The following is an 18,142-nucleotide window of genomic DNA, read 5'->3' as shown; positions in this document are numbered from 1 at the left end:
CCACAGCACAAAAGCCGCCGCCCACACAGGGGCGGCGGCTTTTTCATGCCCGATGGGGTGGTCCAGCTTTGCGGGGGACCTTGCGGGGGCCTAGCCCGCAAGCAAGGCCGCGTTGCCGCCCGCGGCGGTGGTGTCCACGCACAGATGCCGCTCGTGGGTGACATGCCCCCGATCTGGCATGGCGGTAATCAGTGGCAAAATTGGCCCGTTGCGCGCGGCCAGCGCCTGCGCAAAAAGGCGTGCCTCCCCGCCCCACCAGAGGGCCCCATCAAACCCGTCAAGCGCCGTCAAATCGGCGGGCGACAGCGCCCCGTCCACAGCCTGCGCGACGCCCCCCAGCGCCTCGACGGCAGCCACCTGCGCCGCGACGGCGGCCGCACCCGGCCCCATGCACAGGATCGGCCCACGCACATAAAGCCGCAGGGTATTTGCTTCACCGGTAGGCCCGGGCAAATCGGTTTTGGACAACAGTCTACCGGCAGGTTTATCAGCCAAGGCTTTGCGCAAGGCCTGGATGTCACATTCCCTGTCCCAGTTCCGGACCAACTGATCCGCCATCGGGTCCGGCGCGGCAAAGCGTGTCAGATAGCTCGGCCCGCCCGCTTTGGGGCCCGTGCCCGACAGGCCCTCGCCGCCAAAGGGCTGGCTGCTGACAATCGCGCCGATCTGGTTGCGGTTGACATAGATATTGCCAACGTTGAGGCCATCCGCGACCTCCTGAACCCGTGTGTCGATACGGGTGTGTAACCCAAAGGTCAGCCCGAAACCGCGCGCATTCACATCCGCGATCACCTTGTGGATCTGTTTGGATTTGAAGGTCGCGACATGCAGCACGGGGCCAAACACCTCGTGCCCGAGATCGGCAATGCCGCCCACTTTGATCAGCGTTGGCGCGATGAACAGACCAGTGTCGGGCACCGCGACCTGATGCAAGATCATGCCCTTTTCCCGGGCCTGCGCAAGGTAGCCGGCAATCGCGTCATAGGCGGTTTGGTCGATGACCGGCCCCACATCGGTGCGCAAGTCCCAAGGATCGCCAAGCGTGAGTTCGTTCATCGCGCCTTTGAGCATTTCCATGAAATGTGGCACAACGTCTTCCTGAACGTAGAGGCAGCGCAGGGCCGAACAGCGTTGTCCGGCCGATTGAAACGCCGAGGCCACGATGTCGCGCACGGCCTGTTCGGGCAACGCGGTGGAATCGACGATCATCGCGTTCAGACCGCCGGTTTCCGCGATCAGCGGCGCGCCCGGGTCCACCCTGTCGGCCATCGCGCGGCGGATGGCCTGCGCGGTGGTGGTCGAGCCGGTGAAGACCACCCCGTTGATGCGCGGATCACAGGTTAGCGCGCGGCCCACCTCGCCCCCCGTGCCGGTCACAAGTTGCAAGGCGCAGGCCGGAACGCCCGCCCGATGCATCAGCGTGACGGCCAGTGTCGCGATGACTGGCGTGGCCTCTGCGGGCTTTGCGATCACGGCGTTTCCGGCAGCCAGCGCCGCCGCGACCTGTCCGGTGAAAATCGCCAGCGGAAAGTTCCACGGGCTGATGGCGGTAAAAATGCCGCGCGCGGCGATGGCATCGCGCGCCTCGGCCTGATCGGCGTAATACCGCAGGAAATCAACCGCTTCGCGCAGTTCGCCTACGCAATCGGACAGGGTTTTTCCCGCCTCGCGCGCCAGAGTGGCAAAGATCACCCCCGCGTTTTCTTCGAACAGATCCGACGCTTTGCGCAGCACTTTCGCGCGCTCGGCCACGGGAGCGTCCCACAGGCGGGCATCTTCTATCGCGCGCAGGGCTGTCGCGCCATCGCCCTGCAACACCGAGCTTACCACCGCGCCCGTGGCGGGATTATGCACCGCCAAATGCGTGCCCGTGGCGGGGCGCCGCGTGATCGGATGGGCCAGTGGCAAGGCCGTGTCGCGCGCTGCAAAAAGCGCGCTCAACGTGGCCTCATCCGAGAGATCAAACCCCTTTGAATTGACGCGCCCCTCCTGTGCAAACAGATCTTGCGGCGCGCAAAGCGCCCCGGGCGCGCGCGCCTGCTCCAGCGCGGCAAATGGATCGGCCGCGATGTCTTCGGGGCTGACATCCTCATCCACCAATTGGTTCACGAAAGACGAATTTGCGCCGTTTTCCAGCAAGCGGCGCACCAGATAGGCCAGCAAATCGCGGTGCGCACCCACGGGGGCATAAATCCGGCAGCGGGTCTTTTCCTGTGCAAGAACAATGTCATGCAGCTGTGCCCCCATGCCGTGCAGACGCTGGAATTCAAAGGCGCGCCCCTTGGCCATCTCCAAAATTGCCGCAACCGAATGGGCGTTATGCGTGGCAAATTGCGGGTAAATGCGGTCGCTGTAGTCCAGCAACTTGCGCGCGTTGCTGATGTAGCTCACATCCGTGGCCGCTTTGTTGGTGAACAGCGGGAAACCCGCGAGCCCCTCGACCTGCGCGCGCTTCATTTCGGTGTCCCAATAGGCCCCTTTGACAAGCCGCACCATGATCTTGCGGTCATATCGCGTGGCAAGGGCATGCAGCCAGTCAATCGTCTGGCTTGCGCGTTTGCCATAGGCCTGCACAACGACACCAAAGCCGTTCCATCCGGCCAGATCATTTTGCGACACAACCGCCTCGATCACCTTCAGCGACAGAACAAGCCGGTCCTGTTCTTCGGCGTCGATATTGAACCCGATTCCGGCGGCTTTCGCTTTCAGCGCCAGACCGTGCACGACGGGCACCAGTTCGGCCATGACGCGCGCCTCCTGCGCGACGCTATAGCGCGGATGCAGGGCGGAGAGCTTGATCGAAATACCGGGGTTTGCCTCGACCGATCCATGGGTCGCGGCCCGCGCGATCCCCGCGATGGCCTTTTCATAGGCGGCTGTATAGCGGGTTGCGTCCGCCTTGGTCATCGCGGCCTCGCCCAGCATGTCGTAGCTGTAGGTATAGCCCTTTTTTTCGAAGCCGCGCGCGCGCTCCAGCGCGGTTTCGATGCTTTGGCCCAGAACGAACTGGCGGCCCATCTGTTTCATCGCTTGGCCCACTGCCACCCGGATCAGCGGCTCGCCTATGCGTTTGATCGCGCCGCGCAGCACCCGCGCAATTGCCGGGTCCCCTTCGTCAAGCACCCGCCCCGTCAACATCAGCGCCCAGGTCGAGGCATTGACCAGCGGCGATGTAGCCTCCCCCAGATGTTTGCTCCAGTCGGAGGGGGCGATTTTGTCTTCGATCAACGCGTCGATCGTGGTGGCATCGGGCACGCGCAACATGGCTTCGGCCAGACACATCAGCGCCACGCCTTCCGCCGTCGAGAGACCGTATTCGGCCAGAAACTGTTCCATCACCCCCGGATTTGCGTCCTTGCGAATCTGGCGGATCAACCCCGCCGCCCGCGCGCAGATGGCGCCGCGCGCGCGCGGCGAAAGCGCCGCCTGCGCCACAAGCTGCGCCAGAACCGGCGCGTCGGGGGCCGTTTTGGCAGGCTCTGCAAAGGTCTCGAAGGATAGATCGGCCATAGTCCACTCCGGTTTGTGTTTTGACCTGAATATCGCGGGCTGACTGGCCGTTGTGACCAAAGGTTGATACAGATGTGGTCAATTCGAACTTAATCCATCACCCAAAAAGGAAATAAGCGATGATCGACGAGGCGGATCGTAAAATTCTGCGGGAATTACAGCGCAATGCACGGATTCCCGTCACCGAGCTTGCCAAACGGGTGGGCCTGTCCAAAACCCCCGTCGCGGTGCGGATCAGGCATCTTGAGGAAACGGGCGTCATTTCAGCCTATCGCGCGGTGGTCTCGCCGTTCAAGCTTGGCCTGAGCCATGTGACGTTTGTCGAGGTCCGCCTGACCGATACCCGCGAAGCGGCCCTCAAAAAGTTCAACGAGGCGGTCAAACTCGTTCCCGAAATCGAGGAATGCTACATGATTGCCGGCGGGTTCGACTATCTGATCAAAGTCCGCTCCAAGGATATCGCCCATTACCGCGACATCATGGGGGATGCGATTTCCGCCCTGCCCTATGTCAATTCCACCTCGACCCATGTGGCCATGGAGACCGTCGTCGAGCCGTCCGAGATCGTGATTTAGGCCCCGCCGCCCAGCGCCGTCAAATCTGTTGCCGAGTGCCGTGAAAGCGCGTATTTTCGCGCCCAAGGCACTCGGCTGTCTGCGTTGGAGTCACCTCTTGTGGCGCGTTTTTTTCCAAACATCCAAACATACAGAAAAGATGTGTCACGTCGTCGAAAACAGGCGGCGAACCCTTGGCAGGTGACGCAACATGGCGCAGCAGACCATTTCTATTTTCGCCACCAGTGGCGTAAGCATTACCCGTGATCTCGACGGCAAGACGCCCCAAAACGGCAACGTGATCACCAACGCTCTCAACGGCAATGCCTTTAGCTGGGAAAGGCCCAGCGATCTGACCATCAAGATCAGCGGCCCCACGACATCCATCACCTTCGAGGATGCCGATGGTGTGCTGACGGATGATCCTTTTTCGGGGTCCAGTGTGATCGACCAGCGGCTCACGCAGGCGGTGACCCTTGACGGTGTGACCTATACGCCCAATGCCGAAACGACGCGCTGGAAATTTCCCGCGCCGGTCAACGTCGAAAACGAATATGAAGTCACGCTTTATGACGGTGCGGGCACGGCCTATCGCATGGTCGGCGTGTCGATCACCACGGGCTATACCACCAAGGTGGTCGGCGTGATGTTTGATGGGGCGCAACCGCCTGCGGGGACGGTGTTGCACTATATCCAAGGGGTCTCGACCTATGCGGGCAGCGGTCAAAGCCTTGTCATCCCCACGGCTGCGGTCTGTTTTCTTGCGGGAACCCTGATCGAGACCCCCACCGGCCCCGTTGCGATCGAGGACCTGCAGGCGGGCATGTTGGTGCAGACGCTGGGCAAGGGCGCACAGCCAATCCGCTGGATCGGGCGCAGCACGGTCTGCGGCCTTGGCACACTCGCGCCCGTCCGCTTTGCCGCCGGGGCCATCGGCAACAACCGCGACCTTTTCCTCTCGCCCAACCACCGCGTGCTGCTGCAATCGCCGCTGGCCGAGTTGAACTATGGCGAAAGCGACGTGCTTGTGCCGGCCAAAGCGCTGGTGAACGGCACCACCGTGGCGCGCGTCCCGCAGCGACGGGCAGACTATCTGCACCTGATGCTCGACAGTCATGAAATGGTGTTTTGCGAGGGCATCGCCTCGGAAAGCCTGTTCAGCGGCGATATTGCCCTTGGGGTGCTCTGCGCAGAGGCGCTGGCCGAAATTCAGGCCATTTTTCCCCAGTTGCACACGCACCCGATGCGCTTTGGCCATCTCGGGCTGACCATGTCCCAAGCGCAACATCTTGCGCGGCTGAACAATTATGGCGGGGTGCACCTCTAAAATATGCAACATCCCGAATGTGGCTCACGCGATTGTAGACCAAAGCCTCTAGGCGCAGGGGCCGCGCAGCCTTAGCCTGTCGAGGTCACAGGGCGGATGGGGGCGCAGATGCCCCCCCGCACCCGATCGCGAGGTTTTCGATGCACAGACGCCGTTTCCTGAGCACTGGCGTGAGCTGCGGTTTTGCTTTGGGCCTTGGCGCGGGGATCGGGCTGAGTGCCCTACGCCCCGCGCAGGCCCAGCAACGGCGCGCGCCCGAAAGCTATGAGGACGCGCTGCGCCGTTTGCCCCAGATGAACGCGCTGCTGATCCAGAAGGGTGATCAGGTGGTCTTTGAGGCGGCGCGCCAATCGGGCGGTCTGGACAGGCCCACCAACATCAAATCCTGTTCCAAAAGCCTTGTGGCGCTGTTGCTGGGCGCGGCGATTGCGCGCGGCGAGATTGCGGATGTCACCGCGCGACTGGGCGATGTTGCCCCCGATCTCATCCCGCGCGATGCGACGGCGGGCGTCGCGGATATCACCCTGCAGGATCTGGTCACGCTGCGCGCCGGACTTGCGGGAACCTCGGGGCGCGATTACGGCGCTTGGGTCGCCTCGGACAATTGGGTGTCTTATGTTTTGCGCCAGCCGATGATCGCCGAGCCGGGCGGGCGGATGATCTATTCGACCGGCTCGACCCATGTGCTGGGCGCGGTTCTGGCACAGGTCAGCGGCCTGTCGTTGCTCGATCAGGCGCGCAGCCGCTTGGGGGCGCCTTTGGGGATCGACATTCCCCCCTGGACCCGCGATCCGCAGGGCTATTATTTTGGCGGCAACGAAATGGCGCTGAGCCCGCGCGCCATGCTGACGGTGGCGCGGATGATGCGCGCGCGCGGCGCGCTCGAGGGGCGCGCCGTGATTGCGCAGGACTGGATTGACGCCTCGTTTGAGCCGCGCACGAAATCCCCCTACTCCGGTCTGGCCTATGGCTATGGCTGGTTTTTGAGCCAAAGCGGCTATGTTCTGGCGCGCGGCTACGGCGGGCAGGTGATCGCCATCCACCCTGCGCGCGACCTCGCCATTGCGATTGCCTCGGACCCCACCCTGCCTGCCCGCTCGCAGGGGTATTTTGGCGACATCCTCGCCCTGCTGAACGGGCCGGTTCTGGACGCGTGATCTTTGCGATGCGTGCTGGCGCGACGGGGGGCAAATATGCCGCAAAAACAGGCAGCGCCTGCCCAGAGACTGACCAGTGACTGCCCCGTACCCACCTTAGTGATGTTCACGGTTATGTTCACGGTGAGGGCCAAAACCGGCAGGCCGACAGGCGAAAAAATCACCGCCATCGCCTGCGTCGCATTTCTACTGGTGAACTGCCCTAAAAATCCTGTCTGGCGCGGCGCATCGCGAGGACAGTTTTAGCCTATCGTCATGCGGGGCGCAGCGCCCTGCGTCTGACGCGGGCACAACAGGGACAGGCGCCAGATGAAAAAATCCTTGGTCAATTTGCCGTTCGCGGCGACCATAGCGTCAGCGACCTGCCCTGCGGTGTCGCATCTGTTCTTTTGTCCTGCGCTTGCCCCCCGATCCGCCCCTCTCCTTTTTTCGCAGTCTTGAAGGTTTCCCTTGATGCGTGACATCCCCGATATTGCCGCCCTCGTGGCCCGTCGCGAAGCCTTCAAAAGCCTTGAGGCCCCGTTTTACACCGCCGCCGAGATCTATGATCTCGATCTGGAGGCAATCTTTGGCAAAATGTGGATTTTTGTCGCCTCGGATGCCGAATTGCCCGAGCCGGGCGATTGCGTGACCTTGAGCGTCGGCACGACCTCGGTGCTGTTGTTGCGCGGCGATGACGAAGAGGTGCGCGCCTTTCACAACGTGTGCCGCCATCGCGGGGCCAAGCTGATCAACGAACCCACCGCCACGATCGGCAATATCGTCTGTCGCTATCACGGCTGGACCTACAACGAGGATGGCGAATTGATCCTTGCCGACCACATGGGCAGCGATTTCGACAAGGATTGCCACGGGTTGAAAACCATCCATGTGCGCAGCCTGGCCGGTTTGATTTTCATCTGCCTCGCCGAGACCCCGCCTGCCGATTTCGACGAGATGGCGCGCGTGATGCAGCGCTATCTTGCGCCCCATGACATCGCCAATTGCAAAGTCGCCCACCAGTCCGATCTGATCGAGGATGGCAACTGGAAGCTGACGATGGAAAACAACCGCGAATGCTATCACTGCGAGGGCAACCACCCGCAGCTGACCGTGCCCCTGTCGGAATTCGGCTTTGGGTTCTCGCCCGACGATATGGACGAACGCCGCTCGCAAGACGTGGCAAACTACCTTGCGGATGTCGCCCGGAACCATGCCAAATGGGAAAGCTGCGGCCTGCCCTCCGCCGAGGAAGAACACCTGTCCAATATTTCGGGGTTTCGCACCATGCGCCTGCCGCTGATGTGGGAGGGCGAAAGCCATACGGTGGATACGAAAGTGGCCTCCAAAAAGCTGCTGGGCGATTTCACAGACCCCAAACTGGGCGGGCTCAGCTTCTGGACCCATCCCAATTCCTGGCACCATTTCATGAGCGACCACATCGTGACCTTCTCGGTGCTGCCGCTGAGCGCGGGGCGCACGCTGGTGCGCACGACATGGCTTGTGCACAAGGATGCGATCGAGGGGCAGGATTACACGCTCGACAATCTCACGCAGGTCTGGCGCTACACCAACCAGCAAGACGCCGATCTGGTGGCCCTTGCGCAGCTGGGCGCGGCACAGCCCGCCTATGAACCTGGCCCCTATTCGCGCTACACCGAACCCCATGTCGAAGCCTTCGCCGCATGGTATATCGCGCGCATGGCAGAGCATCTGGACACCGCCGCGCTGCAGGTGGCCGCGCAATGAGCGATGACGACAAATACACCGAAGTCACCCGCGTCCCGCTCTGGGATGGCGAAGTGGACGACACGCTGGTCTGTCGCCACGTGCGCCAGGAAACCCATGACGTCAAAACATTTGTCTTTGGCGCGCGCGAGCCGCGTGCCTTCAAATTCTACCCCGGTCAATATATGACCTTCGAGCTGCCCGTGGCGGGAATGACCACGCGCAGCTACACGATCTCCGCCTCTGCTGCGCGGCCCTACCGCATTGAAATCACGTGCAAACGTGTCGCGGGCGGTCCGGGGTCGAACTGGCTGCATGACAACATGCTGCCCGGGCGTGAAATTCGCGTCAGCGGCCCGACGGGCGATTTCACCACCGATGCGACGACCCCGCGCAAGCGGCTGTTCATCTCGGCGGGCAGCGGGATCACCCCGATGATGTCGATGACCCGCACCGCCTGCGATCTGGGCGCGCCCTTCGATCTGCATTTCGTCCATGCCGCGCGCAGCCCGCAGGACCTGATTTTCCGGCGCGAGCTGGAATTGCTGGCCGCGCAGAACGCCAGTCTCAAACTCGCCTTCAGCGTCACCACCTCACATGCGAGCGACGCTTGGACGGGCTACACGGGGCGGCTTGATCTGGCGAGACTGGAAATGATGTCGCCCGATTTTCGCGACCGTCTGGTGATGTGCTGCGGCCCTGCGCCCTTCATGGCCGGGGTGCGTGCGATGCTGGAACAGGCGGGTTTCGACATGGACCAGTATTACGAGGAAAGTTTCGATTTCGGCACCTCCACCGAGGGCACGATCGAGGATCACACCGCCGCCCCCGAAGTGACGGGACAAACCTTTCGCGTGAGTTTTCCCAAAAGCGGCCATGTCGTCGATGTCCACCCCGGCATGACGGTGCTGTCGGCGGCGCGCGAGGCGGGGCTGTTGCCGATGGTGTCCTGTCAGCGCGGCATCTGCGGCACCTGCAAATCGGTGCTTGTGTCGGGGGAGGTCGAGATGAACCACGGCGGCGGCATTCGCAAACGCGAGATCGATCAGGGCAAGATCCTGATCTGCTGTTCCACGCCGCTGAGCGATGTCGAGGTGGAATTGTGAGCCGCTCTCGCGCAGGCGCGTGACGCAGACTTGCGACATCTGTGGCGCAAATCTTCGATTAAATCCCGCGTTTTGGCGCAATCCTACGCCAAAGCCCCTTCGTCTTCGCGTGAAAGCCCATACCCATGACCCATTTCAGTGCGCTCTCTCTCGTCAAAAATGCCCTGTCGGGGCATAAAAACTGGACCGAACAATGGCCCGAGGTCGAACCGAAAGCCGAATATGATGTGATCATCGTTGGCGCGGGCGGCCATGGGTTGGGGGCGGCGCATTATCTGGCCAAAGAACACGGCATCACCAATATCGCCGTGATCGACAAGGGCTGGCTGGGCGGCGGCAACACGGGGCGCAACACCACGATCATCCGCTCGAATTACCTCTATGACGAAAGCGCGCGTCTCTATGACCACGCGGTCGATCTGTGGCAGGATCTCAGTCAGGACCTGAACTACAACGTCATGTATTCCAATCGCGGCGTGCTGATGCTGGCGCATAATGTCCATGACGTTCAAAGCTTCAAGCGTCACGTCCATGCCAACCGTTTGAACGGCGTGGACAACCGCTGGCTCACCAAGGAAGAGTGCAAGGACTATTGCCCGCCGCTGTCGATTTCGCCCGACGCGCGCTATCCGGTTCTGGGCGGTGCGTTGCAAAAGCGCGCAGGCACCGCGCGCCATGATGCGGTCGCTTGGGGCTATGCGCGCTCTGCCGCCGCGCGCGGGGTGGACATCATCCAGAACTGCGCCGTCACCGCCATTCGCCGCCACCCCGACGGCTCGGTCGCCGGGGTCGAAACCGCCAAAGGCTTCATCAAGGCCAAAAAGGTCGCCGTCTCGGCGGCGGGCCACACCTCGGTGGTGATGCAAACGGCGGATGTGCGCCTGCCGCTGGAAAGCTACCCCTTGCAGGCGCTGGTGTCAGAACCCGTAAAGCCGGTTTTTCCCTGCGTGGTGATGTCGAACGCCGTGCACGCCTATATCAGCCAATCCGACAAGGGCGAGCTGGTGATCGGTTCGGGCACGGATCAATACACCTCCTATTCGCAGCGGGGCGGTCTGCCGCTGATCGAACATACCGTCGCGGCGATCTGCGAAATTTTCCCGATGTTCAACCGGATGCGGATGCTGCGCAAATGGGGCGGCATCGTCGATGTGACGCCCGACCGCTCGGCCATCATTTCCAAGACCCCCGTCGAGGGGCTTTATGTCAACTGCGGCTGGGGCACGGGCGGGTTCAAAGCCACCCCCGGCGCGGCCCATACCTTTGCCTGGACCATCGCCAAAAACGCGCCCCATCCGATCAACGCGCCCTTCACGCTGGAGCGGTTTCGCACAGGCCGGCTGATCGACGAAGCGGCCGCCGCCGCCGTCGCCCACTAAGGAGACATGCCATGCTTCTGATCCATTGCCCCTATTGCGACGACACGCTGCCGGAACTGGAATTTGCCTATGCGGGGCAGGCCCATGTAGTGCGCGCCCCCCTGCCCGCGACCCAAAGCGATGCAGAGTGGGAAGAATTCCTCTTTATCCGCGACAACGCGCGGGGGCCGCATTTTGAACGCTGGCGCCATATCCATGGCTGCGGGCGGTTTTTCAACGCCGTGCGCGACACCGTGTCGGACCGCTTTTACACCACCTACAAGGCAGGCGCACCGCGTCCCGACCTTGCATCGCTGATCGGAGAGGCCCCATGAGCCGCTTTCGCGTGCGCGGCAAAGGCCGCGTGGACGCCGCCAAGCCGATGATTTTCACCTTCGACGGCACGCCCTACACGGCGCTCAAGGGCGACACCGTGGCCTCGGCGCTGCTCGCGCACGGGGTGCATCTGATGGGCCGTTCCTTCAAATACCACCGCCCGCGCGGCGCGATTGCGGCCGGGTCGGAAGAGCCCAATGCGTTGATCGGCACCCGGCGCGGCGACGGGCGCTTCGAGCCCAACACCCGCGCCACCGTGCAAGAGGTCTGGGGCGGGCTGCAAACCACATCGCAAAACAAGTTCCCCTCGTTGCGCTTTGACGTGGGCGCCGTGAATGACGCCGCTTACATGCTGTTTTCGGCCGGTTTTTACTACAAGACCTTCATGTGGCCGAAGTCCTTTTGGGACAGGGTCTACGAGCCGTTCATCCGCGCGGCGGCGGGTCTGGGCGTTGCGCCAACCGAGGAAGACCCCGACAGCTATGCCTCGCGCTATCTGCACTGCGACCTGCTGATCGTGGGCGCAGGGCCGGCGGGGATCGCGGCCGCGCTCGCCGCCAGCGCCACGGGGCGCTCGGTGGTTCTGGTCGACGAGAACGCCGAAATCGGCGGCACGCTGCTGTCCGAACCCGACGCGCAGATCGACGGCACCCCCGCCTGGGACTGGCTGGCGCAAAGCCGCGCCGATCTGCTGGCGGCGGGCGTCAAAATCATGCCCCGCACCACTGCCATCGGCTACTACCACCAGAACATGATCGGCATGGTGCAAAAGCTGACCGACCATCTCACCGAACTGCCCGCCGACACGCCGCGCGAACGCCTGTGGCGGGTGCGCGCCAAACAGGTGGTCCTCGCGCAGGGTGCGCTGGAAAAACCGCTGGTGTTTCACGGCAACGACCGCCCCGGCGTGATGCTGGCGGGCGCGGCCCAGACCTATCTCAACCGCTACGGCGTCAAGGTCGGCGACAGCCCCGCCGTTGTCACCAGCCACGACAGCGCGTGGTTTGCGGCCTTTGATCTGGCCGATGCGGGCGCGCGGGTCCAAGTCATCATCGACACCCGCGCGCAGGTCCGCGCCGATCTGCAAGAGGCCGCCCGGGCGCGCAGCATTCCGGTGCGCCTTGGCCACACGGTTACGGCGACTGCCGGCCGGCTGCGGGTGAAAAACCTGCGGGTCAATGCGGTGAGTGGCGGGCATGTCGGAGCAGGCACATGGATCAATTGCGATGCGCTGTTGATGTCGGGCGGCTGGACGCCGTCGCTGCATCTGTTTTCCCACACCAAAGGGCGGCTGGCCTGGGACGATGCGCTGACCACCTTCCTGCCCGAACACACGCCCGAAGCCTGCGTGATCGCGGGGGCCGCGCGCGGGCTTTGGGGCGTCCAAGCCGCGCTCAATGACGGGGCCGCGCGCGCGCGTGAGGCGCTCGACGCCTTGGGCGCAACGGTGCAGGCCGCGGTCTATGCGGTTGCAAAGGATCGCACCGGCACCGGTGTGAGCCTGCACGAATTGCCCACCGACCGCAGCGCCAGCAAGGCCAAGGCTTTCGTCGATTTCCAGAACGATGTGACAGCCAAAGACCTGCGCCTTGCGGTGCGCGAAGGGATGCGCTCGATCGAACATGTCAAACGCTACACCACCAACGGCATGGCCACCGATCAGGGAAAAATGTCCAATATCAACGGGTTGAACATCGCCGCTGACGCGCTTGGCAAACCCCAGCCCCAGGTCGGGCTGACCACCTTTCGCCCGCCCTACACGCCAACCAGTTTTGGCGCGTTTTGCGGCTACCATCGCGGCGATCACTTCGAGGTGCTGCGCCGCACCCAGATCGACCCTTGGGCCGAGGAAAACGGCGCCGTGTTTGAACCCGTCGGCCAGTGGCGGCGCGCGCGCTATTTCCCCCAAGGCAACGAGGACATGGACGCGGCGGTGCGGCGCGAATGCGCGGCCACGCGCGCAGGAATCGGCATGTTCGACGCCTCGACCTTGGGCAAGATCGAAGTGGTCGGGCCCGATGCTGTGGAATTCATGAACCGGATGTACACCAACCCCTGGACAAAACTCGCGCCGGGGCGCTGTCGCTACGGGCTTTTGCTGGGCGATGACGGGTTTATCCGCGACGACGGGGTCATCGGGCGGCTCGACGCCGACCGCTTTCACGTGACCACGACCACGGGCGGGGCGGCGCGGGTGATGAACATGATGGAGGACTACCTGCAAACCGAATGGCCCGATCTCGAGGTCTGGCTGACCTCGACCACCGAGCAGTGGTCCACGATTGCGCTGAACGGGCCGAATGTGGTCAAATTGCTTGCGCCCCTCGTTGAGGGCGTCGCGCTGAACGAGGCGGATTTTCCCCATATGTCCTGCGTTGAGTGTACGGTCGCGGGGATGCCGGCACGGCTGTTTCGCGTCAGTTTCACCGGCGAGGTCGGCTTTGAAATCAACGTTGCAGCACCTTTGGGGCGGCAGTTGTGGGAGACGCTCTGGGCGGCGGGACAACCCCATGGCATCACCGCCTATGGCACGGAAACCATGCATGTTTTGCGCGCCGAAAAGGGCTATATCATCGTCGGTCAGGACACCGACGGCACGGTCACGCCCTATGATGCGGGCATGGGCTGGGCGGTGGCGAAATCGAAGCCCGACTTTGTGGGGATGCGCGGCCTGGCACGCCCCGATCTGAAGGCGGCCAACCGGCGCCATCTCGTGGGTCTGCTCACCGAGGATCACAGCCTGCTCGAAGAGGGCGCACAGATCGTCTTTGACCCCGACCAGCCCATCCCGATGACCATGCGCGGCCATGTGACCTCTGCCTATGCCACCGGCACCACGGGGCGGCCTATTGCGCTGGGGCTGGTGGAGGGCGGTCACGAAAAGCTGGGCGAAACGGTCTATATCCCGATGCCCGATCGCACGATTGCGGCAAAAATCACCAGCAGCGTGTTTTTCGACCCCGACAACACACGCCTCAAGATTTAAGCGGAGACATCATGGCCCAGTTCCTTTCTTCCCTGACGCCCGCGACCCTTGCACAGACGACAGGGGTGACGATCACCACCCAAGGCCCGATGGACCGCCTGTCCTTGCGCACGCGCGCAGATCCGGAGGCATTTACCACCGCATTGGGGGTTGCGCTGCCGCGCGACATCGCCGCCACGGCCAGCAGCGGCGCGCTGCACATCGCCTGCCTTGGACCCGACGACTGGGTGCTTGTGATGCCTTCGGGCGCGGGGGCGGCGCTGCGCGAAAAACTTGCGCCGCTCTCTCCTGCGCATCCCCATTCCCTAACCGATATTTCGGCACGCGAGGTGACTCTGGCGATCAGCGGACCGCAGGCGGGCGAGCTGTTGACCCTCGCCTGCCCGCGCGACATCGCGCAGATCGCTGTCGGCACGGCGCGCCGCACGGTGTTTGACGGCGTGACGGTGGTGCTGTGGCGCGACGAAGCACAGGCGTTTCGCATGGATGTCTGGAACAGTTTCGCGCCCTTCGTGGCCCAAACGCTGACCACGGGCGCGCGCGAATGCGCCGCGCAGGCGTAACGTGTTTCTCTCCGTCACGGATGTGTTCAAACTTGGCATCGGGCCGTCCTCGTCGCACACAATGGGCCCGATGGTGGCCGCTGCCCGTTTTGTGTCGCAGATCGCGCAAGGGCACGGCAAATATCCCGGCTGCGGGCCTCTGGTGCGCCTGAGCGCCACGCTTCACGGCTCGCTCGCCTTTACCGGCAAGGGGCACGCCACCGACCGCGCGGTGATTTTGGGGCTCTGCGGGCTGACACCCGACACGCTCGATCCCGATCGCGCTGACGAGGTCGAAGCCGATGTGCGGCGCGATCTGCACATCCCGCTGGCCGGATTTGGCCCCCTGCGCTTTGACCCGGCCCATGATCTGGTCTTTGACTACGGTCCCGCGCTGCCGCGTCACGCCAACGGGATGGTGTTGCGCGGGCATGATGCGCAGGGGCATATCTACTACGCACAGACCTATTATTCCGTGGGGGGCGGTTTCATCGTCACCGAAGACGAGCTGAGCCGCGCCGAACAGGGCGTCCCCTTGCGCGCCCATAAAGAGGCGCTGGATTTTCCCTTTCCCTTCGGATCGGCGCGCGAGATGCTGGAGATGGGCCGCGCATCGGGCAAGACCGTTGCCCAGATGAAACGCGCCAATGAACGCAAGCTGCACGGGCCGCGCCTTGAGGGGGAACTCGAGCGGATCTGGGGCGCGATGGAGGCCTGTATCAACCGTGGATTGGCCCGCGATGGCATCCTGCCCGGCGGGTTGAACGTCAAGCGCCGCGCGCGGGACCTGCACGGTGCGCTGCTGGCCGAACAGGGGCTGAACCAGGCCGCGCCCCATGTGATCAACGACTGGATGAGCCTTTATGCCATGGCGGTGAACGAGGAAAACGCCGCCGGTGGGCCGGTGGTGACCGCCCCCACAAACGGCGCGGCGGGTGTGGTGCCTGCCGTCATGCGCTATTACCGCGACCACTGTCTGCCCGCGCGCGGCGGCGACCCGGTACAAAAGCGGCACGATTTTTTGCTGGTTGCCGCCGCCATCGGCGGGCTGATCAAGCACAATGCCTCCATTTCCGGCGCCGAAGTCGGCTGTCAGGGCGAAGTGGGATCGGCAGCGGCAATGGCGGCCGCGGGCCTGTGTGCGGTATTGGGCGGGACCAATGAACAGGTTGAAAACGCCGCAGAAATCGCTCTGGAACATCATCTGGGAATGACCTGCGATCCCGCGGCGGGGCTGGTGCAGGTTCCGTGCATCGAACGCAACGCCCTGGGCGCGATCAAGGCGGTCTCTGCCGCCTCGCTGGCGCTGCGCGGGGATGGCACCCATTTCATGCCGCTGGACAATTGCATTCAGGTGATGCTGGAAACGGGCCGCGACATGAGTGCGAAATACAAGGAAACCTCGACCGGCGGCCTCGCCGTCAATCTGCCCGAATGCTAGGGCCGCGCCCTGCCCTCATCCGGTCTGCGCGCGTAGGGAATGCGGCGTGCCGCCAAAGCGGCGGCGAAACATGCGGCTGAGGTGCGAGCTGTCGCAAAACCCGCAATCCACCGCGATCTGGGCGACGGATTTTTGCGAGGTCTCGACCAGATGCTTTGCCATATCCAGCCGCATTTCCAGATAGGCCGCCTGCGGTGAAGTATCGAGCGAGAGGCGAAAATGCCGCTCGATCTGGCGCTTGCTTTTGCCCATGCGCTTGGCCACGTCCTGCACGGACACCGGCGTGTCGATGTTTTGCTGCATCAGCAACAGGGCGCGCTGCACGATGGGATCTTTGGTCTTGAGATTGAGCGTCAGGCCCGGCTGGGGTTTGTCGCCCTGCAAGGGGTCGTCGATGATCATGATATGCAGGCTTTTGCTGGCCTGCGCGCGGCCCACATGTTTGTCCACCAGATAGGCGGCGACATGGGCCGAACTTGCCCCCCCAGAACAGGTAATCCGGTCACGATCCACCACGAAAATCTGATCCGCAACGGGGTCAAGCCCTTCGAATTGTTCCAGAAAATCGGTGTGGTGATACCAGCTGACGCAACAGCGGTAATCCTTGAGCAACCCTGCCTTATACAGGAAAAACGCCCCCGTGCAGACGCCGATCAGCGGCACATTCGCCCCTGCGGCCTGATGCAGAAAGCGGTGGTAGGCAGGGTCCAGATCGGGGGTCTCGTCCATCAATCCCCCCACCACCACGATGTAGTCAAAGCGGCGCGGATCGCCCAGACGTTCGGTCGGCTGCACCGAGACCCCGCTGGAGGAGGGCACCGGGTCCATCAGATGCGACAGCACCGCCCAATCGCACAGGATCGGGCGGCTGCGGTCCCCCTCATCGGCCGCCAGACGCAGCACATCGACGAAATTGGCAAAGGCGCAGAGGGTGAAACGCCGCGTCAGGATAAAGCCCACCGACAGGCGCGAGCCGCCTTTGGCCCCCCTGAGGGCGCGCGGATCACCCGCGCGATGCGCCGTGCGTGTGGATGGCGAAAGCCCCATGAAACCTCCAAGCCCGACAGGCGGCGACACATGTCGTAGCGCTCATCTTGTTTTGCCGCAATTGTTCTATTTTCCGGCGCAAATAAACAACAGACTTTTGCGATAGCCGTTCGGTTTTGTCGCCTTGTGCCGGTGCAAGCGCCCCCCGCGAAAGGGAAATATGTCAATGACGTCAAAATACTACAACCTGCGCATCGCCTGCGATGATAAATTGGGCATTGTGGCGGCTGTCGCCTCGGCGCTGTCGGGGCGTGGCGCAAATATTGCCGAATGCAACCAGTTCTGGGACGCCAGGACCAACAAGTTTTTCCTGCGCATGGGCTGCATTTTCCCCGAGGCCATCGCCAAGGATACGGTCGAGCTGGCGCTCAAACCCGCTGTGGATCGCTATGACATCAAGCTCAAGGTCGAGGACAAGACCCGCAAGCCCAAGATCATCATCATGGTGTCGAAATTCGACCACGCGATGCTGCATCTGCTCTATCAGATCAAGACCGGCTGGCTGGACGCCGAAGTGGCCGCCATCGTGTCCAACCACGAGGAGGCGCGCGCGCTGGCCGCGCTTGAGGGCATTCCCTTTCACCACCTGCCGGTGAGCAAGGACACCAAGGCGGCCCAGGAGGCCAAGCTGCTGGAACTGGTGCACGAAACCGGCGCCGAACTGGTGGTGCTGGCGCGCTACATGCAGGTGCTCTCGAATGAGTTGTCCACGGCGCTTTTTGGCATGATCATCAACATCCATCATTCGTTCCTGCCCTCTTTCAAAGGCGCAAAACCCTATCACCAGGCCCATGAGCGCGGTGTGAAACTGATCGGGGCCACGGCGCATTACGTCACCCCCGATCTGGATGAAGGCCCGATCATCGAACAGGAAACCGAACGGGTAAGCCATGCGATGGACGCCGAGGATTTCGTCGCCACCGGGCGCGATATCGAAAGTCGCGTGCTCGCGCGCGCCGTCAAATACCACCTTGAAGGCCGCGTGATGCTCAATGCCCATCGCACAGTGGTGTTTGCGCCCTGATCCGTCATTTTCGGGGGTCACAGCGGCCCTCAAACCGCGCAGAATTG

Annotated in this window: 13 protein-coding genes; 11 read left to right on the top strand and 2 right to left on the bottom strand. The window is 63.0% G+C overall.

Translation table 11 applies throughout. The annotated features are described in order from the left end of the window. Positions 1 to 90 precede the first annotated feature (90 nt). Positions 91 to 3,510 carry a bifunctional proline dehydrogenase/L-glutamate gamma-semialdehyde dehydrogenase PutA gene (gene putA, locus AQS8620_RS12175; RefSeq protein WP_085837184.1) on the bottom strand — a complete coding sequence of 1,140 codons (3,420 nt, stop codon included), beginning with the start codon at positions 3,508 to 3,510 and terminating at the stop codon, positions 91 to 93. Between the two features lie 119 nt (positions 3,511 to 3,629). On the opposite strand from putA, the gene AQS8620_RS12170 reads away from it, so the two are divergent. The 10 genes from AQS8620_RS12170 to AQS8620_RS12125 all read left to right on the top strand — a co-directional run bounded on the left by AQS8620_RS12170 (position 3,630) and on the right by AQS8620_RS12125 (position 16,024). Beyond that, the gene (locus AQS8620_RS12170) at positions 3,630 to 4,085 is read left to right on the top strand and encodes an Lrp/AsnC family transcriptional regulator (RefSeq protein WP_085837183.1); all 456 of its coding nucleotides are present in this window, start codon (positions 3,630 to 3,632) and stop codon (positions 4,083 to 4,085) included. 190 nt (positions 4,086 to 4,275) lie between these two features. After that, the gene (locus AQS8620_RS12165; RefSeq protein WP_085837182.1) at positions 4,276 to 5,391 is read left to right on the top strand and encodes a Hint domain-containing protein; all 1,116 of its coding nucleotides are present in this window, start codon (positions 4,276 to 4,278) and stop codon (positions 5,389 to 5,391) included. Between the two features lie 140 nt (positions 5,392 to 5,531). After that, entirely contained in the window at positions 5,532 to 6,548 is a 1,017-nt protein-coding gene (locus tag AQS8620_RS12160; protein ID WP_085837181.1) for a serine hydrolase domain-containing protein, read from the top strand. 453 nt (positions 6,549 to 7,001) lie between these two features. After that, entirely contained in the window at positions 7,002 to 8,276 is a 1,275-nt protein-coding gene (locus AQS8620_RS12155) for an aromatic ring-hydroxylating oxygenase subunit alpha (RefSeq protein WP_085837180.1), read from the top strand. Further along, positions 8,273 to 9,361: an FAD-binding oxidoreductase gene (locus tag AQS8620_RS12150; RefSeq protein ID WP_085837179.1), complete on the top strand. Its 1,089-nt coding sequence runs from the start codon at positions 8,273 to 8,275 to the stop codon at positions 9,359 to 9,361. The genes AQS8620_RS12155 and AQS8620_RS12150 overlap by 4 nt, the downstream gene beginning before the upstream one ends. Before the next feature lie 125 nt (positions 9,362 to 9,486). Continuing rightward, positions 9,487 to 10,740: a sarcosine oxidase subunit beta family protein gene (locus AQS8620_RS12145; RefSeq protein WP_085837178.1), complete on the top strand. Its 1,254-nt coding sequence runs from the start codon at positions 9,487 to 9,489 to the stop codon at positions 10,738 to 10,740. A gap of 11 nt (positions 10,741 to 10,751) precedes the next feature. After that, complete coding sequence (locus AQS8620_RS12140) at positions 10,752 to 11,054, top strand: sarcosine oxidase subunit delta (protein WP_085837177.1); 303 nt, start codon at positions 10,752 to 10,754, stop codon at positions 11,052 to 11,054. Beyond that, entirely contained in the window at positions 11,051 to 14,041 is a 2,991-nt protein-coding gene (locus tag AQS8620_RS12135) for a sarcosine oxidase subunit alpha (RefSeq protein WP_085837176.1), read from the top strand. The genes AQS8620_RS12140 and AQS8620_RS12135 overlap by 4 nt, the downstream gene beginning before the upstream one ends. Before the next feature lie 11 nt (positions 14,042 to 14,052). Further along, on the top strand, positions 14,053 to 14,604 hold the full coding sequence (locus AQS8620_RS12130) for a sarcosine oxidase subunit gamma (protein ID WP_085837175.1): 552 nt from the start codon (positions 14,053 to 14,055) through the stop codon (positions 14,602 to 14,604). Between the two features lies 1 nt (position 14,605). Continuing rightward, positions 14,606 to 16,024, top strand: coding sequence for an L-serine ammonia-lyase (locus AQS8620_RS12125; protein WP_085837174.1), 1,419 nt, complete (start codon positions 14,606 to 14,608; stop codon positions 16,022 to 16,024). A gap of 15 nt (positions 16,025 to 16,039) precedes the next feature. On the opposite strand, the gene AQS8620_RS12120 is transcribed toward AQS8620_RS12125, so the two are convergent. Beyond that, entirely contained in the window at positions 16,040 to 17,071 is a 1,032-nt protein-coding gene (locus AQS8620_RS12120) for a GlxA family transcriptional regulator (RefSeq protein WP_085837173.1), read from the bottom strand. A gap of 166 nt (positions 17,072 to 17,237) precedes the next feature. On the opposite strand from AQS8620_RS12120, the gene purU reads away from it, so the two are divergent. After that, on the top strand, positions 17,238 to 18,095 hold the full coding sequence (gene purU, locus AQS8620_RS12115; protein ID WP_085837172.1) for a formyltetrahydrofolate deformylase: 858 nt from the start codon (positions 17,238 to 17,240) through the stop codon (positions 18,093 to 18,095). Positions 18,096 to 18,142 lie beyond the last annotated feature (47 nt).

It is taken from the genome of Aquimixticola soesokkakensis, assembly GCF_900172375.1.
In the GTDB taxonomy this organism is placed as follows: Bacteria; Pseudomonadota; Alphaproteobacteria; order Rhodobacterales; family Rhodobacteraceae; genus Aquimixticola; species Aquimixticola soesokkakensis.
Note: the sequence above shows the minus strand (reverse complement) of the source record. Positions and strands in the feature narration are given on the sequence as shown.